Annotated in this window: 24 protein-coding genes and 1 pseudogene; 12 read left to right on the forward strand and 13 right to left on the reverse strand. The window is 34.4% G+C overall.

The features are described from left to right. Positions 1–15 precede the first annotated feature (15 nt). From CGEO_RS08115 to gap, 3 genes are read right to left on the reverse strand one after another with little or no spacing between them, the layout of a single operon-like run. The gene (locus CGEO_RS08115; protein WP_075494538.1) at positions 16–699 is read right to left on the reverse strand and encodes a triose-phosphate isomerase; all 684 of its coding nucleotides are present in this window, start codon (positions 697–699) and stop codon (positions 16–18) included. Then, positions 696–1904: a phosphoglycerate kinase gene (locus tag CGEO_RS08120; RefSeq protein ID WP_075494539.1), complete on the reverse strand. Its 1209-nt coding sequence runs from the start codon at positions 1902–1904 to the stop codon at positions 696–698. The genes CGEO_RS08115 and CGEO_RS08120 overlap by 4 nt, the downstream gene beginning before the upstream one ends. Before the next feature lie 3 nt (positions 1905–1907). Continuing rightward, positions 1908–2912 carry a type I glyceraldehyde-3-phosphate dehydrogenase gene (gene gap / locus CGEO_RS08125; protein ID WP_075494540.1) on the reverse strand — a complete coding sequence of 335 codons (1005 nt, stop codon included), beginning with the start codon at positions 2910–2912 and terminating at the stop codon, positions 1908–1910. Positions 2913–2973: 61 nt separating this feature from the next. Here gap and nadD point away from each other — a divergent pair. The 3 genes and pseudogenes from nadD to CGEO_RS08135 form a co-directional block, all read left to right on the forward strand. Beyond that, a pseudogene (gene nadD, locus CGEO_RS10235) lies at positions 2974–3453 on the forward strand (nicotinate (nicotinamide) nucleotide adenylyltransferase); the annotation flags it as partial. A gap of 57 nt (positions 3454–3510) precedes the next feature. After that, positions 3511–3837 (forward strand): ribosome silencing factor, encoded by a 327-nt coding sequence (rsfS, locus tag CGEO_RS10240; protein ID WP_242647992.1) that lies wholly within the window; start codon positions 3511–3513, stop codon positions 3835–3837. Positions 3838–3937: 100 nt separating this feature from the next. Beyond that, a complete protein-coding gene (locus CGEO_RS08135) occupies positions 3938–5308 on the forward strand; it encodes a sodium-dependent transporter (RefSeq protein WP_075494542.1) in 1371 nt (456 codons plus the stop codon). 722 nt (positions 5309–6030) lie between these two features. On the opposite strand, the gene CGEO_RS08140 is transcribed toward CGEO_RS08135, so the two are convergent. Further along, positions 6031–7125, reverse strand: coding sequence for a YeiH family protein (locus CGEO_RS08140; protein ID WP_082258972.1), 1095 nt, complete (start codon positions 7123–7125; stop codon positions 6031–6033). A 117-nt stretch (positions 7126–7242) separates the two neighbouring features. On the opposite strand from CGEO_RS08140, the gene CGEO_RS08145 reads away from it, so the two are divergent. Continuing rightward, the gene (locus CGEO_RS08145; RefSeq protein WP_075494543.1) at positions 7243–8130 is read left to right on the forward strand and encodes a LysR family transcriptional regulator; all 888 of its coding nucleotides are present in this window, start codon (positions 7243–7245) and stop codon (positions 8128–8130) included. On the opposite strand, the gene hisG is transcribed toward CGEO_RS08145, so the two are convergent. Genes hisG through CGEO_RS08170 form a run of 5 tightly spaced genes read right to left on the reverse strand, consistent with a single transcriptional unit; the run spans position 8125 to position 11239 of the window. Then, positions 8125–8733 carry an ATP phosphoribosyltransferase gene (hisG, locus tag CGEO_RS08150; protein ID WP_075494544.1) on the reverse strand — a complete coding sequence of 203 codons (609 nt, stop codon included), beginning with the start codon at positions 8731–8733 and terminating at the stop codon, positions 8125–8127. The two genes, CGEO_RS08145 and hisG, sit on opposite strands and share 6 nt — an antisense overlap. Continuing rightward, the gene (locus tag CGEO_RS08155) at positions 8730–9344 is read right to left on the reverse strand and encodes a type III pantothenate kinase (RefSeq protein WP_075494545.1); all 615 of its coding nucleotides are present in this window, start codon (positions 9342–9344) and stop codon (positions 8730–8732) included. The genes hisG and CGEO_RS08155 overlap by 4 nt, the downstream gene beginning before the upstream one ends. Continuing rightward, positions 9331–9663, reverse strand: coding sequence for a hypothetical protein (locus tag CGEO_RS08160; protein ID WP_075494546.1), 333 nt, complete (start codon positions 9661–9663; stop codon positions 9331–9333). The genes CGEO_RS08155 and CGEO_RS08160 overlap by 14 nt, the downstream gene beginning before the upstream one ends. Further along, positions 9663–10673, reverse strand: a complete 1011-nt coding sequence (locus CGEO_RS08165) for a hypothetical protein (protein ID WP_075540136.1) — start codon at positions 10671–10673, stop codon at positions 9663–9665. Before CGEO_RS08165 ends, CGEO_RS08160 begins: the two co-directional genes overlap by 1 nt. After that, positions 10670–11239: a hypothetical protein gene (locus CGEO_RS08170; protein ID WP_075494548.1), complete on the reverse strand. Its 570-nt coding sequence runs from the start codon at positions 11237–11239 to the stop codon at positions 10670–10672. The genes CGEO_RS08165 and CGEO_RS08170 overlap by 4 nt, the downstream gene beginning before the upstream one ends. A 124-nt stretch (positions 11240–11363) precedes the next feature. Here CGEO_RS08170 and gatC point away from each other — a divergent pair, with 124 nt between their 5' ends. The 8 genes from gatC to CGEO_RS08210 are packed head-to-tail and all read left to right on the forward strand — an operon-like array spanning position 11364 to position 18276. Then, the gene (gatC, locus tag CGEO_RS08175; RefSeq protein WP_075494549.1) at positions 11364–11654 is read left to right on the forward strand and encodes an Asp-tRNA(Asn)/Glu-tRNA(Gln) amidotransferase subunit GatC; all 291 of its coding nucleotides are present in this window, start codon (positions 11364–11366) and stop codon (positions 11652–11654) included. Positions 11655–11664: 10 nt separating this feature from the next. Then, a complete protein-coding gene (locus tag CGEO_RS08180; protein ID WP_075494550.1) occupies positions 11665–12747 on the forward strand; it encodes a type IV pilus twitching motility protein PilT in 1083 nt (360 codons plus the stop codon). Continuing rightward, positions 12748–13389: a CvpA family protein gene (locus CGEO_RS08185; protein ID WP_075494551.1), complete on the forward strand. Its 642-nt coding sequence runs from the start codon at positions 12748–12750 to the stop codon at positions 13387–13389. Continuing rightward, a complete protein-coding gene (locus CGEO_RS08190) occupies positions 13373–13843 on the forward strand; it encodes a Fur family transcriptional regulator (protein ID WP_075494552.1) in 471 nt (156 codons plus the stop codon). Before CGEO_RS08185 ends, CGEO_RS08190 begins: the two co-directional genes overlap by 17 nt. Positions 13844–13852: 9 nt before the next feature. After that, on the forward strand, positions 13853–15361 hold the full coding sequence (gene lysS / locus CGEO_RS08195) for a lysine--tRNA ligase (RefSeq protein ID WP_075540192.1): 1509 nt from the start codon (positions 13853–13855) through the stop codon (positions 15359–15361). A gap of 2 nt (positions 15362–15363) precedes the next feature. Next, positions 15364–16608, forward strand: coding sequence for a serine hydroxymethyltransferase (locus CGEO_RS08200; RefSeq protein WP_075494553.1), 1245 nt, complete (start codon positions 15364–15366; stop codon positions 16606–16608). A gap of 19 nt (positions 16609–16627) precedes the next feature. Beyond that, a complete protein-coding gene (locus CGEO_RS08205) occupies positions 16628–17491 on the forward strand; it encodes an SPOR domain-containing protein (RefSeq protein ID WP_075540135.1) in 864 nt (287 codons plus the stop codon). After that, positions 17491–18276, forward strand: a complete 786-nt coding sequence (locus CGEO_RS08210; RefSeq protein ID WP_075540134.1) for a shikimate dehydrogenase — start codon at positions 17491–17493, stop codon at positions 18274–18276. The genes CGEO_RS08205 and CGEO_RS08210 overlap by 1 nt, the downstream gene beginning before the upstream one ends. 483 nt (positions 18277–18759) lie before the next feature. Here CGEO_RS08210 and CGEO_RS08215 read toward each other — a convergent pair whose 3' ends face one another. From CGEO_RS08215 to nhaA, 4 genes are read right to left on the reverse strand one after another with little or no spacing between them, the layout of a single operon-like run. Further along, positions 18760–19173, reverse strand: coding sequence for an SEL1-like repeat protein (locus CGEO_RS08215; protein ID WP_075494556.1), 414 nt, complete (start codon positions 19171–19173; stop codon positions 18760–18762). Between the two features lie 9 nt (positions 19174–19182). Next, entirely contained in the window at positions 19183–19506 is a 324-nt protein-coding gene (locus CGEO_RS08220) for a type II secretion system protein (protein ID WP_075494557.1), read from the reverse strand. Between the two features lie 21 nt (positions 19507–19527). Further along, positions 19528–20628: a peptide chain release factor 2 gene (gene prfB / locus CGEO_RS08225; protein WP_075494558.1), complete on the reverse strand. Its 1101-nt coding sequence runs from the start codon at positions 20626–20628 to the stop codon at positions 19528–19530. Between the two features lie 25 nt (positions 20629–20653). Further along, positions 20654–21814 (reverse strand): Na+/H+ antiporter NhaA, encoded by a 1161-nt coding sequence (gene nhaA, locus CGEO_RS08230; RefSeq protein ID WP_172658131.1) that lies wholly within the window; start codon positions 21812–21814, stop codon positions 20654–20656. Positions 21815–21860: the final 46 nt, after the last annotated feature.

Raw genomic sequence — 21860 nt, forward strand, 5'->3', positions numbered from 1 at the left:
TATTAAATTTAAAAGCTATTTTCTTCCAGCTTTTTCTATCAGCTTTAAAAACTCAGTCGCAACCAGACTAGCTCCACCTACCAAAACTCCATCGCAAAGCTCTATTTTAGCGATTTCACTTATGTTTTTTTCATTTACACTTCCGCCATAGAGCAAAGGCGCGGTTGTAAAAGTAGCGATATGTTCTAAAACTTCATGGATAATCTCGCCATTAGCGACTTTTCCAGTGCCTATCGCCCAAATTGGCTCATAAGCGATAATTAGCTTTTTATAACTTAAATCTATGTTTTTAAGTTGGCTTGCTAAAAACTCCTTTGTAGAACCGTTCATATGCACCACATCGCTCTCGCCGATACAATAAACTATATCCCAACCTTCTCTTGCTGCAAAGTCAAATTTAGCTTTTAGCAAACTCTCATCCTCGCCAAGTAGCACTCGCCTCTCGCTATGTCCGATAAGAACAGTTTTTATATCAAACTCATCAAGCATATCTTTGCCGATTTCGCCTGTGTATGAGCCGTTTTTTACCGGATAGAAATTTTGCGCACCTTGAGTAAATTTAAACTCGCCTTTACTAAAAGCACTTGCTGGAGGAAAAACAAGCACTTTTTCATCGCTAATGCCCTCATCAAGAGCTTTTGCATAGTAAGAAAAGCTCTGTCTTGTGTGGTTACACTTTAAATTTGCTGCATATATCAATCTTCTTCCTTTTTAAGTAGCACTTTAACGCCTGGAAGCTCTTTGCCCTCTATTAACTCTAAGCTTGCTCCACCGCCAGTTGATATAAACGTTATCTCATCTGTATCGCCAGCGCGCTCCACAACATCGGCTGTATCGCCACCACCAACAACCGTTGTTGCTGGGCTTTCTGCGATGGCATGGCTGATTCTAAAACTTCCTCTTGCAAATTTATCTATCTCAAAAACACCCATCGGACCATTCCACCAAATCGTTTGCGCATCATCAATCGCCTCTTTAAAAAGCACAACAGTAGCAGGTCCTATATCAAGCCCCATCCAGCCATTTGGTATCTCTTGCGCTGTTACGTACTTCATAACACTATCTTGCGAGCAAGTAGGCGCTGCAATCGCATCAACTGGAAGATAAATTTTAACTCCAAGTTCTTTGCCTTTGTTTAGGATTTTAAGCGCATCATCTATCAAATTCTCTTCTAAAAGTGAGTTTCCTATATCATATCCAAGCGCTTTTAAGAAAGTAAATGCCATACCGCCGCCGATGATTAGCTTATCGATTTTTGGAAGTAGGTTTTTAAGCGCTTGAAGCTTGCCGCTTACTTTACTTCCACCAACAACCGCTACAAAAGGGCGCGCTGGACGTTTTATAAGATTTTGTGCAAAAGCTATCTCTTTTTGAAGCAAAAATCCAGCCGCCTTATGCTCATCATCATAAAATTTAGTTATCGCTTCAACCGAAGCGTGCGCTCTGTGACATACGCCAAATGCGTCATTTACATAATACGTCCCATACGAAGCTAGCTTTTTAGCAAACAAAGCATCGTTTTTTGTCTCGCCCTTTTCAAAACGAAGATTATCAAGTAGTAAAATCTCGCCAGCTTTTAGCGTATCGACCGCTTCACTAGCTTGCTCTCCAACAACATCTTTAACAAATTTAACCTCACGTTGCAAAAGTCTTGAAAGGCGTTTTGAAACTGGCTCAAGTGAAAGCTTATCTTCAAAACCCTCTTTTGGACGACCCAAATGGCTAGCTAAAATCACGCTACAACCCTCATCTAAGCAGTAGCGGATAGTTGCGATGGCTGAGCGAATTCGCCTATCATCTGTGATATTTCTATATTCATCCATTGGTACGTTAAAATCACATCTTATAAAAACCTTAGCATCTTTTGTAAAATTCATATCTTTAACTGATAAAAGCTCTCTCATCTCTTAGCCCCTATTTTTCATCGCATAAACTGCTAAGTCTACAAGTCTGGTGCTATAACCCCACTCATTATCATACCATGCCATGACTTTTACCATATTTGAATCAACAACCCCAGTTACATCTTTAGCTACGATACTTGAGTAACTTGATGAGATAAAATCACTCGAAACTCTCTCGTCCTCATCAACTAGTAAAATTCCTCTCATCGAACCATTTGCATACTCGCTAAATGCGGCATTTACCTCTTGAGCGGTTACATCTTTAGATACCAAAACGCTTAAATCAACCATAGAAACATTTGGCACTGGAACTCTTAAAGATAGTCCATTTAACTTGCCTTTTAAATTTGGAAGCACTAAAGAAATCGCTTTTGCAGCGCCTGTTGTGGTAGGTATTATATTAATCGCAGCCGCTCTACTTTTTCTAAAATCTTTACCCTTTACATCTAGTAAATTTTGGCTTGCTGTGTATGCGTGAGCTGTAGTCATGTAGCCTTTTACTATGCCAAATTTCTCATCTATAACTTTTGCAATCGGCGCTAAACAGTTTGTAGTACAACTTGCGTTTGAAATGATATTTTGCCCTTTGTAAGTATGCTCATTTACACCCATAACAAAAGTTGGCGTATCATCTTTAGCAGGTGCACTCATTACTACAAGCTTCATACCCATATCGATATATGCTTGGCATTTTTGCGTGGTTAAAAACGCACCCGTGCACTCTAGCACGACTTCTGCGCCAAATTCTTTAAACCCAAGTTCTTGCGGATCTCTAGTTGAGAAAACGCGGATTTTCTTGCCATCAACTGCGATATAATCATCATCTATAACTTCAACTTTTTTTTTGAATTCTCTATGAACAGAATCATACTGTAACAAATATCTAGTTATATCTCTTTTGGCTGTATCGTTTATCGCTACAAGCTCCACATCATCTCTATCTAAGATAATTCTAGCCGCGCATCTTCCTATGCGGCCAAAACCGTTAATTGCAACTTTTAATGCCATATAATATCCTTTTGGGTATAATTTTGCTAATTTTACAAAAATTGAGGTTAAAAAACGTTAAATGAAGATTGCACTTTATGGCGGAAGTTTCGATCCGCCTCATTTAGGACACGATGGCGTTGTAAAAGTGGTTTTAGCAAATTTAGTTATAGACAAGCTTATCATCATGCCAACCTTTATAAATCCCTTTAAATCAGACTTTTGCGCCCCACCAGAGCTTAGATTAAAATGGGTTAAGAAAATTTGGCAAAATTTAGATAAAGTTGAAATTTGTGATTATGAAATTTTACAAAACCGCCCAGTTCCTAGCATAGAAAGTGTTTTATGGCTTAAAAAAAAGTATGATATAGAAAAACTATATCTTATCATAGGAGCAGATCACTTAAGTTCGCTTCATTTATGGGATGAGTTTGAAAGGCTCAAAAATTTAGTAAAGTTTGTAGTTATCGCTCGCGATGGGATAAAAATACCACCAAATTTGCAAAAAATTGATTTAAATGTTAATATCTCATCCACAAAAATACGAAATCTCATCAGCGAAGATGGAATTTTACCTCAAATTCGCGAAAGTGTGATTAAATTTTATCAAGGATTAAAAATGGAAAAAAGAGTAAAAGCCATAACTGAGCTTTTAGACACAAAAAAGGCTGAAAACATCGAAGTTATCGATATGAGCGAGAAAGAGTATATGGCTAAATTTGTCATCATAGCAACCACTTTAACAGGTCGCCATGCGCTATCTTTGGTTGATGATTTAAAAGGGGTTTTAAAACCTTTTAAAGAGAAATTTTTAAATATTGAAAGTAGCGATGAGTGGAGCGTGATTGATCTTGGCGATATTATAGTTCACTTAATGAGCGAAACTTATAGAGAAAAATACAACATCGAAGAGTTTTTAGAAAAGCTTAAAAAAGAGCAAATTTAACACCACTTTTTCCAAATTTAGCCAAAATTTACTACTTAAATTAAGCTAAATTTGGCTAAATTTACCGCTTTATTCTACAAATTTTAACAAAAGGCAAAAAGTGCAAAGACAGACTTGGAGTAACAAACTAACCTATATTTTAACCGTTGCTGGAGCGACTATCGGCTTTGGCTGTACTTGGAGGTTTCCTTATTTAGTAGGAGAAAATGGCGGTGGGGCGTATGTTCTAGTCTTTTGTATAGCGATGATAGCGCTTGGAATTCCGATGATTTTAGTTGAAAATGTTATCGGAAGAAGAGCGATGAAAAACTCAGTTGATGCATTTGGCGTGGCTAAAAAAGATGGCACAAAAATAAACAAAGCATGGAAAATCGTAGGCTATATGGGCTTGGTTGGCTCGTTTGGAATTTTAGCTTACTATATGGTTCTTGGCGGCTGGGTTATGACATATATAGCAAATATTTTGATGGGGAATTTTGACCTCTCAGCTAAAATCACAGATCAAGCCTACACAACTGCTTTTTATGATAATAATATAGCTAATAATCCGCTAATGGTGGGACTTTATACCTTTATTTTCGTTGCGATAAACTGGTATATCTTAAAAAAAGGCATAATCGATGGCATTGAAAAGTATGTTAAATTTCTTATGCCAGCACTTTTTTTATGCTTTCTTGCGATAATTGCAAACAACTTAACGCTCGATGGCGCGGCTGAGGGGATAAAATTTTATCTTAGTGTAGATTTTTCTAAAATCACTCCAAAACTTCTAATCGACGTTCTAGGACAAGTCTTTTTTGCGCTATCTTTGGGATTTGGCGTTATGATAACGTTATCAAGTTTTTTAAACAAAGATGAGAAGCTTTTTCAAACTGCAACCATAACAGGCGTGCTAAATACAGTCATAGCAGTTTTAGCTGGCTTTATGATATTCCCAACCCTTTTTACAGCAGGACTTGAGCCAAGTAGTGGTCCATCTTTGGTTTTTAAAAGCCTTCCGATTGCCTTTTCTCATATGCCATTTGGCAACGTTATAGCGGTGGTTTTTTTCTTGATTTTATTAATCGCAGCCCTAACAACATCAATAACGATATATCAAGTTATCATCAATGTAGTTGAAGAGCGCTTTAAAATCTCTATCACAAAGGCTACAAACTACACTCTTGGCGGCATTTTTCTTTTAGGAAACATACCTTGCTTGCTTTCAGATGGAGTTTTGTCAAACGTGCGTATTTTAGGGCGCTCTGTCTTTGATGCGTTTGATTTTATCAGTGCAAATATATTCTTTGTTTTAACAGCACTTCTTTGCTCTCTTTATGTTGGCTGGGTCTTAAAAGATGATGCATTAGCAGAGATTACTAACGAGCATACAGTCGATATCAAAAAGGCAAAGGCTTGGCTGATTTATGTCAAATACATCTTGCCAGTTATCATTTTAGTTGTCTTTTTATACGGCATAAAATCAATCTAAACTCGCGCTTTTAAAAAGCTAAATTTATATGAATTTTTAATATAAATTTAGCTTTTATTCTTAATATTTTATAAATTTATATTCATTTTAACTTTATAAAAATTTATTTTTAATATCTTTAGTAAAATTTACTTTTTCAAAGGTAAATGTCTAAATTTACTTTGCTTTTTAAAGCAGTAAAATGTGATATAAATTTATATTTTATAGCTAAATTTAGTTGTTACTTTTAGTAAAATTTAGTATTTTTATGATAGTTTTATTTTTTAGATATTTTTTAATTTACAAATTTAGATGTGTGCTAAATTTAAATGCCTTTTTATGATGATAAAATCAAGCTTTTATCAAAATTTGCAAATTTAAGCAAGAAATATAGTGTAAATGTTCGTTTATAGCTTTGTTAAAATATTTTATATAAATTTAAAAACAAAATATATTTATAAAAATTTAAAGCAAGGCTCAATTTAGCAATACTTTTTGCTAAAAAATAGCAAATTTATCCACAAACCAGCGAGTCTAAACGCATAAGCTAAATTTAAGCTAAAAAAATGCAAATGCGTTTTAAACTAAATTAGCCTAAATTTAGCCTAATTTATCGCATAGCCACAAAAATTCTACGCATTTTTAAAAAACACTTTAAAATTGCTAATTTAACTGCAAATTTCTATTTTTATACGAAGTGGCAGCTAAAAATTTTTGAGAAACATATTTTCAAATCATTAAATTTAGCTTAAAACCAAAGTCGCCACATATCCAAACCCGACCAACCAGCAAAGCAAGATAAAAGCTAAGATAAATGGCTTTTTACCAGCGCTTTTTAAGATATCTTTTCTAATACCAAGCCCAAGCGCAACCATCGCAACGCTTAACAAAATCGTATCGGCAAAATTTAAATACGGCAAAACTAAAGCTCTAAAATCACCAGTAAACAACGAGCCAACCCCAACAGCGACTAAAAACCAAATCGCAAAGTATGGGATAGAACCTTTAACTCCCTTATTAGCGCTATCGCCAGCAATCATAAAATTTTTAGCAACTCCCATCATCATTAAAAACGGCACAAGCATTAGCACTCTAAGCATTTTTATAATCACACTTAACTCTTCGCCCTCACCTCCAACAGCACATCCAGCAGCGACTGCGTGAGCCACTTCATGAAGTGTGCCACCCATATAAAAGCCCATTTGAGAGGCGTTAATGTCAAAAACTCCAGCCTTAAAAAGCAAAGGATATACAAACATCATCATCGTGCCAAAAACAACAACCGTACAAACCGCAACGCCAACTCTAGCGCTTCCTCCTTTTACAACGCTTTCAGTAGCTAAAACTGCCGCCGCCCCACAAATCGAGCTTCCAGCGCTTATAAGAATACAGCTTTTTTTATCAAGCCCAATCATCCGGCCGACAAAATAACCGATAAAAAATGTAGTAAAAACTATCAAAAACGCCATGCTTACACCACCAACGCCAACGAGTGCGATTTCATAAACTGTGATTCTAAACCCATAAAATATAATTCCAAGTCGCAAAATTTGCTTTGTTGATATAGCGATAACTGATGTTTTTTTAAGCAAATTTGTCGAATTTTTAGCTGTATTTGCAAAAATTGCTCCTAAAATTACAGCGATTATAAGTGGACTTATGGCTAAAGTTTTGACTGGTTTTAACTCCGAAATCAAAAAAGCCAACGAAGTTATAACCATAATGATAACCCACGAACTTACTTTTCTATAAAAATATAATTTTTTTGTGCTTTTTTCGTTGAATTTTTCTCTTTTTGTTACACTATGAAAGTGCCTATTTGGCTTGTTTTTGTTCATTTTTTCACCTGTTATATTAGTTTTTTAAAATAAATCCCATAATTATATCTAAAATTTTTATATAAAGTTGCTATTTATTTTGCTATAATTAAAGAATATTTTTTATAAAGGAATCTTATGACACTTAAACAAATAGAGTATTTTTTAAAAGTTTGCGAACTAAGACAGATTAGCGAGTGTTCTAAATTCTTCGGAATTTCTCAATCAGCTATGTCTATTGCCATAAAAAACCTTGAAATATCTTTAAATGGAAATCTGTTTGACAGAAGAGGTAAAAGTCTAATCCTAAACGAAAGAGGCAGGGCTTTTTTAAATTCTATCACTCCAGTGTATTATAAAATTTTAGAAATAGAAAAAAATATGAGGAACTCTAGTATGTTTGACATAAGCATAATGTCTAGTCAAAACGTCGGAAACTACCTACTTCCTTATATCTTAAGCGATTTTACAAATAAAGATTTTAACATTGATTTAGATGTTATAATATGCAACACTGAAAGAATTTTAGAATTTATCAAAAAAAATAAGTGCGATATAGGCTTGATTGAAAACAACCTAAGAGATAACGAAGTCAGCTCTATAAAAATTTGTAATGACGAACTTGTTGTTGTAACTGGCGATAAGAGATTTCAAGATAGAGAATTTAGCATAGCAGAAATAGCAAATTTAGGCTGGGTTGTAAGAGAAAAAGGCTCTGGAACTAGAGATATTTTGTTTGAAAATTTACCAAAAAATCTTAGCTTAAACGTTATTTTAGAACTAACTTCAACAGAGTCTATAAAAAGATGTATAAAAAATAAAACTCTTTTTACCTGTATGCCAAAGTTTGCTCTTAAAGGCGAACTTGATGATGGACTTTATGAGGTTAAAATACGAGGCGTTAAATTCTTAAGAGATCTTTCTATAGTCTATGCTAAAGATAAAGATGAGAGTGAAACATTCTCAAGAGTTATAAACATCTTAGTCGAAAAGATAAGGATGTATCACAACAACCTTACTTTATAAAATGGCTGAAATTTTATCATATAAGCTTAAAATTTCATCTCTTTTTATGATATAGCTGTTTTTGTTAGCTATTAGGTGAGCTGAACTTTGCATGATAACTTCAGCCACCTTAAGTCCGTTTTGTTTCATAGTAGCGCCCGTTTCTACGTTATCAACTATCGCATCAGCTAGCCCGATTAAAGGAGCTAGTTCGATTGAGCCATAAAGTTTTATGATTTTAACTGGTGTTGCTTTTGAGGCAAAATACTCGCGCGTTATATTTGGCATTTTAGTTGCGATTTTAATGCCTGGGTTGTTGTAGTCTAACTCATACTCGTTTCTAACTCCAACACAAATTCTACACCTTCCTATACCCAAATCCAAAAGTCTTAAAACATCTGGTTTATGCTCTTCAAGCACATCTAGCCCAACCACTCCGATATCAGCAGCTCCGTTTGATACGTAAGTTGGTATGTCTTGATTTCTAACAGCTAAAAAACGAAAATTTCCCTCTTCCATGATAAGTTTTCTATCTTCAAAAAGAAAATCACTTTTAAAAATTTGTCTAAAAATTTTAAGCGTATCATCTGCGATTCGTCCCTTTGGAAGAGCTACTGTTATCATTTTAAATCCTTTTGTTTTATTGCTTTTAACATACCTCGAAAGACTAAATTTTTATCAAAAATAGCATTATCAAAAAATTTAGCAAAAAAGCTACCATCTCCACCGGTAAAAAATATCTTTTGATTTTTAGCAATATCTTTTATAGATAAAATTATAGGCATAACCACGCCATAAGTTACCGCATCGGCTGTTTTTTGCGGGATAGCGTTTGGGTCTATCTGAGAGTTAAATGGAATTTTTAAAGCTGGAGAAATCTCTTCATAAGCCTTTAAATACGAGCTAATCCCAGGAAGTATAAAGCCGCCAAGATGCCTGTTTTCAAGCATCGCATCAACAGTTATAGCACTTCCTGCATCAACCACAACTCCATTTTCGATAGTATAACAACCCGCTATTCTATCGATTCCTAGCCCTTTATAGGCCGTATCAAACTCAAAGCATGAAGCTATATCGATAAATTTAGAACTTTTTGGGCTAAATTTAGAATTTACATTTATATAGTATATATTTTGGGTTGGCAAATAGCTATTTAAAGCCTCTATGCTCATATGAGAAATTTTGCCATTATCATAAATTTTTGCAGAAAAGTTGCCTATATCACACAAAAGCATAACTACTCCAGCCTTTTTCTTTTAGTAAATTTAGGCTTTTTGAACAAATTTGAGAGTTATAAAAAAAGAGTTTTTTTTTGATAACTTTCCCCTCATCATCAGCTACTAAATTTGAAATCTCTTCTAAAATCGCAACATCTTTTTGTAAAAATCTACTAAGCGCATCTCTTATAAAAATCAAAGTATTATTTGACTTCATATCCACAGCAAACAAGGCGCTATAAGACTTTGAACGGGTAAATTTTGATAGTTCTATGCTTTTTGTTTTTTTAAAAAGCATACCTTTTTCTATCAAAATTTCCGTTAGTTTTTGGTTCATTAATCAAGCTTTAAATATCTATCATCATAGTAAAAAGCGTCGCTTCCAGTAAAACTTTTATCATCTATCTCATCGCTTAGCTCAAAAATTTGAGGGTTTTGTAAATTTAAATCTGTCTTTATAAAATATCCAGTTTTTTCAAAGATATATAAGCTATCGTTTTTAGCGATAACACCCGAATAGATGGCGAATTTAAACTTGTTTTGCGCAACTTCGTTTAAATTTAAATCATACACTTTTATAACTCCATCTTTTTTAAGAATATAAAATTTATCCTTATATCTTAATACATCTTTTATATCTTCTACTAATCTTTTATTTCCTGTCGGGCTAAGAAGCACAAGGTTTGTGTTTGTTGCAGCATACATAGTTTGTCCGACCATATCTAAAAATATAATATTATTAAAAAACGGCTCGGTGCTTACAAACATATCTTGCATAATTCTTGCACTTGCTCTATGAACTATAAAAAGCCTTCCATCAAGAGATGGATATACGATGATATCTTCGATAAAAAGCGGTGAGGCAGTTCTTGAATCTATCGTAAAAACGCTTGGAAATTTTTGGGCTAGAACTGTTTTGTTTGATGAAATTTTTATTAGATAAATAGCGTTATCTGCAGAAACTAAAGCCAAATCATCTCCATTAATACTAGCAGAAACTACCTGCTCATCAAAATCATTTTCAAGCAAAATATTTCCAGCACTATCTCTAAGTTTAAAATTTCCATTTAAATTTGAAGATGCAAATTTGCCATCAAATTCTCCTAAAAATTTCTCGCCTTTTTCAAGCTTAAAACCACTAAAAACGCCATTTTTAGTAACTATCGTGCCGTCTTTTAAAGTAGCGCCATTTATGGTAGTTTGGGCTATATTATCTGGTAATTTATACTCATAAGATACTTCACCTTTTATCTCTTCATCTTGTGGTGAGAAATACTGTCTTTTTGTAGAACAACCAGCTAGTAAAAGTGATGCTAAAACTGCTGTAATTATTACATTTTTTTTCATTTTTTACTTCCGTTGTAGTGTCTTAAATTTCTTGCTATATTGCTAAGTTGTGAATTTGGTGGAATTTTTGCAAATTCACTTTTTGCAGCTTCGATTTTACCCTCTTTTAAAAGTGTATAACCTTTCATAAAAGCAGAGTATGCACTCATCATCTCGCCACTATCCTCTCCTGCTTCAAATTTTATAATATTTTGAAGTATTGGATCAAGTGCCGTGTTGCTTGCTAGCTCTTTGATTTTAGCTGTGTCGTTTGCATCTAAGGCTTGTCTAAGTTCATAAATAGCAAAAAGATTTTTATCTTTTGACTTAAGCTCATCTTTTGCTTTTTGGTTGTTTGGATCTGCTACAAGCTCACTATAAGCTTTATGAGCGCTTTGAAATCTATTATCTTCGATATAGTTAAACAAGCTGTATCCCAAAACAACAACAACTAAAACTACAAAAATAGCTATCAGCATCTTTTTGTATTTTCTAACAAACATCTCACTTTTTATAATGTTCTCTAAAAATTGCTCTTCTGAGCCTATACTTTGTTGCACATCTTTGATATCATCTTTAATAGCCAAAAAACATCCTTTAAAAAATAAATATTGCACAATTGTAGCATAAAATATTTTAAATACCGCCTAATATAAGCTAATTTGTGTTATAATAAAAAGATTTTTTATTGTTTATGAAAGGAAAAGATATATGGCGATAGATGATAACCTACTAAATAAGCTTGAAAAGCTAAGTGCTTTAAAAATTGAAGATGACAAAAGAGAAGAGATAAAATCCCAACTTGATAAAATTGTAAATTTTGTAGAAATTTTAAACGAGCTTGATTTAGACAAAAACAAAGTAGCGGTTAGTACCATATCTGGCGGAACTCCTCTTAGAGAAGATGAACCAAATAACGATAAAGAGATTATAGATATTATTTTAAACCACGCTCCAAGCACAGATGCAAGCTTTTTTGTAGTCCCAAAAATCATAGAATAAGTCTTAAACTATGGAAGAAAAAAGAAATTTAAACATAGATATCCAATCCCTTCTTAAGGTAGTTGTTCAAAACAAAGCGAGCGACCTTCACTTAGTAAGCAGAAGTGCTCCACAAGTTAGAATTGATGGCAAGCTTAGACCACTTGCTATGGACGCACTTTCTGGATCAGATATAGAGTATCTTTGCTACGCTGTTATAACCGACTCGCAAAAAAGCGAGCTTGAAGAAAACAGAGAGCTTGACTTTGCGCTTGAGATACCAAACATCGGTCGTTTCAGGGGTAACTACTATTATACTATGAATGGCGACTTAGCGGCTGCTTTTCGTATCATTCCTATAACTATACCATCACTTGATGATTTAAAAGCTCCATCTATCTTTAAAGAGATAGTAAAAAGAGAAAAGGGTATGATACTAGTAACTGGACCAACAGGTAGCGGTAAGTCAACAACCCTAGCAGCGATGTTAAATGAGATAAATTTAACTGAGCGAAAACATATAATCACAGTTGAAGATCCAGTTGAGTTTGTTCATCAAAACAACAAAGCGCTTTTTTCTCACAGAAACATAGGAACTGATACTAAATCTTACGCAAGAGCGTTAAAATACTCTCTTCGTGAAGATCCAGATATCATACTAGTTGGTGAGATGAGGGATAAAGAGACTATCTCGATTGCCATCACCGCAGCTGAAACAGGACACCTTGTTTTTGGAACACTGCACACAAACTCAGCAATACAAACAATAAACCGTATCACAGATAGCTTTGATGGAGGTGAGCAAACGCAAGTTAGAAACATGCTTTCGGTTTCACTAACTGCGATTATCTCTCAATCACTTCTTCCAAAAATAGGTGGCGGAAGGCTTGCTGCTCATGAGATTTTAATCAACAACAACGCTATTGCAAACCTTATTAGAGAAGATAAAGTTCATCAAATTTACTCTCAAATGCAACTTAACCAGCAACAAACTGGCATGACAACGCAAACTCAATCTTTTGTAAAAGCTATTAGAGCAAATTTGATAACAAAAGAAAATGCTCTTAGATATTCAACAAATCTTCAAGAGCTTACAAATGTTATAGGAGCGTAAATGGGTAGTGCAAACTGGCTAGATATAATTTCGCTTGCTTTGATACTGATTTTTGGTTTAAAAGGGCTAAAAAGCGGTATGATAAGAGAAATTTTTGGTATTATTGGAATGATAGGTGGATTTATAGCTGCTATAAAATACAAAGCCGTAGTTGGAAAGTGGATAAGTGCTAATGTCTATAACCTAAACCAAATCGGACTAATGAATGGAAATGGCACAGAGATAGTAGTTGGCTTTATAGCTGCTTTGTTTGCTATTTGGTTTATATCATTGATTTTAGGAGAAATTTTAGCAAAACTTTTAGGACTTAGCGGACTTGGAATTTTTGATAAGCTTGCCGGTTTTGTTTTTAGTAGCGCTAAGATATTTTTGATTTTTTCTATTTTGGCTGTATTTATAAGATCTTCTGCACTTTTAAACGAACAGGCTAAACCATACTTTCAAAACAGTATAATATATCCATATCTTTTAAGCACAGGCAACTATCTAATGCAGCTTGATAGAGATGACTTTAAGATAAATTTAGACGAAGTTGAGTTAAAAACTGATGATAACAACACAAAAGTAGTATATGAATCAAGTGAAGAAAATGACGCAAATGCCACAAACAATATAAAGGATAGTAATGAGTCAAAATATTGAAAATTTAGAATTTGATGCCTTATTAGATGAGTTTAAAAAAGTTATAAAAGATGAGGGTTTAAAATACACCCAGCAAAGAGAAGCGCTTTTAAGAGTACTTTATAACAGTAGCTGTCACTTTACGCCTGAGAATTTATATCTTAAAATCAAAGATAAATATCCAGAACTAAACATAGGCATAGCAACTGTTTATAGAACGCTAAATTTATTAGAAGATGCAAAAATGGTAACATCTGTATCTTTTGGAACTCAAGGCAAAAAGTTTGAGCTTGCTACTAAGCCTCACCACGACCACCTTATCTGCAAAGAATGTGGCAAGATAGTAGAATTTCAAGATCAGATGATAGAGAAAAAACAGATGAGTATAGCTAAAGAAAATGGCTTTATTTTAACTGGGCATATGATGCAACTTTATGGAATTTGTTCAGATTGTAATAAAAAGATGAAAAGGTAAAATTTGGAAATATTTGATAACGTATTAGAGCAACAACGTATAGAAAAAGCTGATGAGTTACGAAATTTAGGCGCAAACCCATACCCTCATTTCTTACAAAAAGATATGAGTATAACTGAGTTTAAGGCTAAATTTGATTATATAAAAGAGTTAGAAAACAAAAGATGTGATGAAGAAGTTACGCTTGGCGGAAGGTTAAAGTTAAAAAGAGTTGCTGGAAAATCAACCTTTGGAAACATAGAAGATGAAAGCGCAAATATACAAATTTATTACTCGCGCGACAGCATAGGAGAAGAAGACTATGCTAAATTTAAGAAAAACCTTGAAGTTGGCGATATAGTTTTAGTTAAAGGCTATGCTTTTATCACTAAAACTGGAGAATTTTCAATCCACGTTAGCAAACTTGTTCTTGCTAGCAAGGCTATTTGTTTGTTGCCTGAAAAATTTCATGGGCTTGTTGATATCGAGACAAGATATCGCCAAAGATACCTTGATATGATAATGAACCCAGAAGTTAGAGATGACTTTACAAAACGCTCCATCATCGTTAGCACCATAAGACGCTTTTTTGAAGATAAAGGCTTTTTAGAGGTCGAAACTCCGATGATGCACCCAATAGCAGGCGGCGCAAACGCAAAACCGTTTGTTACATACCACAACGCTTTGGATGTTGAACGTTTCTTGCGAATAGCGCCAGAACTTTATCTAAAACGCCTTGTTGTAGGTGGCATGGAAGCCGTTTTTGAGATAAATCGAAACTTTAGAAACGAGGGAATGGATTTAACTCACAACCCTGAATTTACTAGCATTGAGTTTTACTGGGCGTATCATAACTATAAAGATTTGATGAATTTAACCCAAGAGCTATTTTTAACGCTGATTAAGAGGCTAAATTTAGATGAGATAGTCGAATTTGATGATATGAAAATCGACTTTTCTAAACCTTTTGCACGCATTAGCTATAAAGACGCACTTGTTGATATAGGCGGGCTAGATGTTAAAATTTTAGATGATAAAACAGCGATTTTAGCAAAACTAAAATCTGATGGCTTTGAAGCAAATGACAAGCTTGATATGGGTCATTTGTGGGCTGAACTTTTTGATAACTATGTTGAAGCTAAGCTTATAAATCCAACTTTTATAACCGATTTTCCTATCTCGATAAGCCCACTTTCAAGAAGAAGCGATGAAGATAGTCAAATCGCAGAGAGATTTGAGCTATTTATCGCCGGCAGAGAGCTTGCAAACGGCTTTAATGAGCTAAATGATCCACTTGATCAATACGCTAGATTCAAAGCACAAATTGATGCGAAAAACGCAGGAGATGATGAAGCTCATGAGATGGATGAAGACTATGTAAGAGCGCTTGGCTATGCTATGCCTCCAACTGCTGGAGAGGGCATTGGTATAGATAGACTTGTTATGTTGCTAACAAACAAAAAATCTATCCGCGATGTGATACTTTTCCCAGCTATGAAACCTATAAAAAACCTAGAAACACAAGAAAATAAGGAGTAAATATGTCATTAGAGAGTTTTGACAAGGCTATATTTGACCTAACAAACAAAGAGTTACAAAGACAGTGCGATTATCTTGAGATGATTGCTAGTGAAAACTTTACCTATCCTGATGTTATGGAAGTTATGGGCTCAATCCTAACTAACAAATACGCAGAAGGATATCCTGGTAAAAGATACTATGGCGGATGCGAATTTGTCGATGAGATAGAGCAAATCGCTATAGATAGATGTAAAGAGCTTTTTGGTTGTGAGTTTGCAAATGTTCAGCCAAACTCTGGAAGTCAAGCAAATCAAGGTGTTTATGGAGCATTTTTAAAACCAGGAGATAGAATTTTAGGTATGGACTTAAGCCATGGTGGACACTTAACTCATGGTGCAAAAGTTAGTAGCTCTGGAAAATACTATGAGAGCTTTTTTTATGGCGTTGAACTTGATGGTAGAATGAACTATGAAAAAATCGCCCAAATAGCAGAGATTACAAAACCAAAAATGATAGTTTGTGGCGCAAGTGCTTATACTAGAGAGATTGACTTTGCTAAATTTAGAGAGATTGCCGATAGTGTTGGCGCATTTTTGTTTGCCGATGTAGCTCATGTGGCTGGTCTTGTTGTAGCTGGTGAGCATACAAATCCATTCCCACACTGCCACGTCGTAAGTTCAACCACACATAAAACGCTTCGTGGTCCAAGAGGCGGTATAATAATGACAAATGATGAAGAGTATGCTAAAAAAATCAACTCTTCGATTTTCCCTGGAATTCAAGGCGGTCCACTTATGCACGTAATCGCTGGTAAAGCAGTTGGTTTTAAACACAACTTAAGCGATGAGTGGAAAGTATATGCAAAACAGGTAAAAGCAAATGCCAAAAAATTAGGCGAAGTTTTAGTAAGCAGAGGATATGACTTAGTAAGTGGTGGTACTGAAAATCACTTAGTTTTACTAAGCTTGCTTAACAATGACTTTAGTGGAAAAGAGGCAAGTAACGCGTTAGAAAATGCTGGAATTACAACTAACAAAAACACAGTTCCAGGCGAGACTAGAAGTCCGTTTGTAACAAGTGGCGTTCGTATAGGAAGCCCAGCTTTGACAGCGCGCGGTATGAAAGAGGCTGAGTTTGGCTTTATTGCAAACAAAATCGCAGATGTGCTAGATGATATCAACAACACAGAGCTTCAAGCAAAAGTGAAAAAAGAGGTAAAAGAACTAGCTCATCAATTTATCATTTATGATAGAGCGATGTATTAAAATTTAAATAGGAGTTTGCATGAAAGATAATAAATTTAACCTCAATGATAGCATTGTACTAGATCCCGAAAAAAGCAGATCTAATAATGTCAAAAAAATTTTAACAGCAATAGCGATATTAGTTGTTTTGTTTCTTATAGTGCTTATCATTATGAAATTTATTAATAGTGGCGGCGAAGTAGATAACAAACCTCTTGTTATGCCTAGCGAAGAGCTGATTTTTAAACCAAAACCAGAAGCACAAGAGCCACAAAAAACTATAATTATAGAAGAAAAACCAAAAGTAAATGAGGCGTCTCAACCACAAACTCCTAGCGCAACCTCTCAAGTTATCAAACCAACCGTGGTAGAACCTATAAAACAAGAGATAAAAGTAGAGGTAAAACCGGTAGAGACTAAGCCTGTTGAAGCAAAACCAATCGAACCTAAACCAATCGAGATTAAAAAAGTTGAGCCTATAAAGACTAAGAGCGAAGTTAAAAAAGTTGAGCCTAAAAAAGAAGTTGTAGTTGTTACAGCCAAAAAAGAGCAACCAAAAACTGCAACCAAACCTGAGAAAAAAGCACCGGTTAAAAAAGTTGAGCCTAAAACTAAAGTAAATCCTACTGCCACAAAAGCGCAAAAGCCAACCACTTCGCACACAGATGTGCCAAAAGGTAGTTATATACAAGTTCTTGCAACTAGTGAATTTAAACCAGATGCTGACTATATCAAAAAGTTAGAAAGCAAAGGATATGGCTATAAACTTCACAAAACCACAGTAAATGGAAAAGAATTTACTAAAGTTTTAGTTGGTCCATATAGCGGTGCAGAGCTTAGCAAAGAGATAGCTAACATAAGAGCTGCTATCAACAAAAATGCATTTATCTACAAGGTAAAATAGTGAAAAAGTTTGCAGTTTTTGGAGACCCGATTGCCCACTCTATATCTCCAAGGCTGCATAATCTTGCCATAAAAGAGCTAAATTTAGATGCCTTTTATGGCAGAGTTTGGCTTAAAGATGGCGCGCTTTTAAAAGCTAAATTTAACACTTTAGGGCTTGATGGCGCAAACATCACAGTTCCATACAAACAAGTAGCGTTTGAAATTTGTGATGTTTTAGACTCTCACGCTAAAAACATAGGCTCAGTGAATACTATTGTTAAAAAAGGCGATTTGCTTTATGGATACAACACAGACGCGCCTGGATTTTTAAAATCCATAGCGCCATTTGAGGGCATAAAAACTGCTCTTATAATCGGAGCTGGAGGAACTTCTAAAGCTCTAGCCTATGCTTTAAAATCACAAAATATAGAGATTGATATAATAAACAGAAGCAAAAACCGCTTAAGTGAATTTAGCGATTTTAACACTTTTAGCTGGGATGATTTTACGCCAAAAGGCTATGATTTAGTTGTAAACTCAACTTCAGCTGGACTAAAAGATGATGAGTTTCCTATGCCACAAGTTTTGCTTAAAGAGGTTTTAAAAGGGTCTAAATTTGCCTTTGATGTGATTTATAACAAACCAACTCCATTTTTAAATTTAGTAAATTCTCTAAATTTAAAGTCTAAAAATGGCGCTGATATGCTGATTTTTCAAGCTGTTTTAGCACTAAATTTATTTTACAATCAAAGTCTTGATGAAGATAAAATCACATCTTCTATGCAAAAAGCGATGAATTTGTAGCTTTTATAACAGACTTTTTTGCAAAATATTAAAATCTAAATTTAGTAAAACCTTGATTTTGGCGATGAGCAAAAATTAACTCACAACTTATCCACAACGTGCGACTAGCACACAATAAAATCAAATCTTACCCATCAAACTTGTTTAAAAATTTCTATGTATACAATCCACATCCAACTAATCTAGCGCTTTAAACTAAATGCATTAAGTAAAATCAAAATTCCCATATGCAAACCCTATCTATTAAATTCCACTTCTAGCTTTGGATATAGTTTTTTATATGATAGGTATTTTGTGGAATTTTTCTAAATTTAGCCCATTAAATTTAGAAAAGTTACAAATTTAAACACCGTGTTTAAATTTTATAACCAAATTTATAGCTAAAAATTTCTCAATTTGAGTTTATCGCGAGTTAAAATTAAATAATATTTTAAAACAAAAGTGCCAAATTTAGCCTAACTAGCATAAATTTGGCAACTGAAATTACTTTTGAAGTCTTTGCATATCTTTACAACTTGGAGTGTTTCCAGAGTAGCAAGCTCTTTCATATATATCAAGCGCAGCTGCTTTGCTTACGCTTACACCCTCGCCTTTTTCAAACATTTTAGCCATTTTTAAGCATGAGTTTACATCTTGTCTAGCGCAGTTTGTATCATATGCGTAAATAGCTGATCTAAAATCACCTTGATTATAGAACTTATCGCCCTTATAAGCGCAATCTGCTATAGATAAACCATCACAAATTTGAGCTAAATTTGTAGTTGCTTTTTGAACTATTTGTGAATCTTGCTTTCCAGATTGGGTGGTAGCGCTTGGTTTAACTCCTTGGTTTTGAGCCGTACAACCCAAAAAAAAGATTGGTATAGAAAATACCAAAATTTTGGTTATCTTTTTCATATCAACTCCTTAGTATCTTCCTGTGATATAAAATGTCTCTTTACCATCAACTTTTTCTATACTTAACTTATACTTATCAGACCACGCAAAAATCGTCTCTCTAACTAGCTTTCTAACATCTTCGCTGTCTGATTCGTTTTTGATTTTAAAATAATCATTTGAATTTGACATAGCAACATAAGCGCCATAAGCTTTGATTTTATCGTTTAACAAAACAATTTTTTCAAGCTCATTTTGATTAAAATCGCATTTTGAAAGTATAGCTCTAAGTTGCGCTAAACTCGCATCGCTCATAACATATCCTAAAGATACTAAAATTCCCTCTTCGTTCATATCAATCCTTTCATAAGAAATTTATTTTTTATCTGCATGAGAGATTAAAACTCCCTCGATTATCTTTTTTATATCGCCATCTAATACCGCTTCTACTTGCGAGTAAGCTAAATTTGACCTGTTATCTTTCACGCTTTGATATGGAAAAAGCACATATGAGCGGATTTGATGCCCCCAGCCTATATCGCTTTTTTCTACGCTATTATTTGCTTCGCTTTGTTTCATTAACTCTAGTTCATAAAGGCGCGATTTTAACATTTTCATCGCTGTTGCTTTGTTTTTGTGTTGGCTTCTATCGTTTTGGCACTGCACGACGATGTTTGTTGGTATGTGAGTTATACGAACCGCACTTTCAGTTTTATTAACATGTTGTCCACCAGCTCCACTAGCTCTGTAGTAGTCAAATCGCAAGTCTTTTTCTTCTATATCTATAACGATATCATCATCAACTTCTGGACTTACCATAACGCTTGAAAAGCTCGTATGGCGTCTGCCTGCGCTATCAAAAGGACTTACTCTAACGAGTCTGTGAACTCCATTTTCTGCTTTTAAATACCCGTAAGCATTCTCTCCAGAAACGATAAAACTCACATCTTTAAGCCCAGCTTCATCGCCCTCTTGAAAGTCTAAAACCTCAACCTTATATCCCTCACGCTCACAAAACCTTAAATACATCCTATAAAGCATACTAGCCCAATCACTACTTTCAGTTCCGCCAGCTCCAGGGTGAATCGTTACAATGGCATTTTTAGAGTCATTTTCGCCACTTAACATCATCGCAACTTCTAAATTTACAACTCTTTCTTCAAGCTCATCTGCATCTTCATAAAGTGAGTTTATAGTCTCTAAATCCTGCTCTTCATTTGCCAAATCATATATATCTTTTGCATCATCTACTGCATTTTTAGCATTTTGAAATTTGTTTAGCATAGATGAAATTTTAGTTTTTTCTTTTCCTATTTCACCCGCTTTTTTAGCATCATTCCAAAAAGATGGGTCATTTTGCATATCTTCAATCTCTTTTAATCTAGCCTTTATAATTTCTGGCTTTATGATTAAAGATATGTTTTCAACTTTATTTTTTAAAGTTTTTAAAAGCTCTGTGTATTCATAACTATCCAAAGTTTTCCTTCTAACAAAATTTACTTTATTTCAATTTTACCGTAGCATTTCTTAAAATAAACCAACCGATAAATGCTGCTAAAAATGATGCTATAAGTATAGCAAGTTTATCTGCATAAACAAATAAATCGCTATCTTCATAAGCAATCGAATCGATAAATAAGCTCATACTAGCGCCAATTCCTGTTAAAAATCCAAGCCCTAAAAACTGCTTGAAATTTGACCCTGTTGGTAAATTTGATAATTTTAACTTTATAGCCGCATATGAAAAGATAAAAATTCCAACCGGCTTTCCAATCAAAAGTCCAAAGATTATCCCTAAAGATACTGGATGAAGTAGTCCTAAAAATGCTTGAGAATTTAGAGCAATTCCAGCATTTACAAAGGCAAAAACTGGCATTATAAAATAGGTAATCACGCCTTTTAAGCTATGCTCTATGCCTATAAGCATTCTATAGCCTTTTATCGGTTTTAGCGGGATAAAGAGCGACGCAACGATGCCTGCTATTGTAGAGTGAACGCCTGATTCTAAAAACGCAACCCACATAAAAGCTCCAGCCGCAAAGTAAAATAGTGGCTTGTTTACTTTTAAAATATTTAAAACCGCCATGATAACAAAAGCAACTCCAGCCATATATAAAGCAAAATTTGATAACTCGCCCGTATAAAATATAGCGATTATCACAACCGCACAAATATCATCGATAATGGCTAAAAGAAGCAAAAACAGCCTTAAAGATGGCGGAACGCGAGAGCCAAGAAGAAGCAAAATTCCAAGCGCAAAAGCAGTATCGCTAACCGTTGGTATCGCCCAACCTTTTACCAAAAACGGATCACTAAAAGTAAAAGCGACAAATATCAAAGATGGCACAACAACGCCACCGATACCACCGATTACTGGAAGTGCGACCTTAGAAGGAGTGCTAAGTTCGCCTATCATAATCTCTTTTTTTATCTCAAGTCCAATAGCAAAGAAAAAAACTGCCATAAGCCCATCATTTACCCATAACAAAATAGGCTTTATAACTTTGTATTCGCCGATGACAAAGCCTGATTCGGTTCTTAAAAGCTCATTATAAAAATCAGTTAAAATTGTATTTTGGCAAATCAAAGCTAAAATTGTAGCAGTTATAATCAAAATTCCACCAATAGCATCATGTCTAAGTAGCGCTTGCAATTTTTTCAACGACCATCTCCTTTTTTTATCTTATTTTATCAAATTAAGCATTAAA

This window comes from Campylobacter geochelonis, assembly GCF_013201685.1.
GTDB lineage: Bacteria > Campylobacterota > Campylobacteria > Campylobacterales > Campylobacteraceae > Campylobacter_B > Campylobacter_B geochelonis.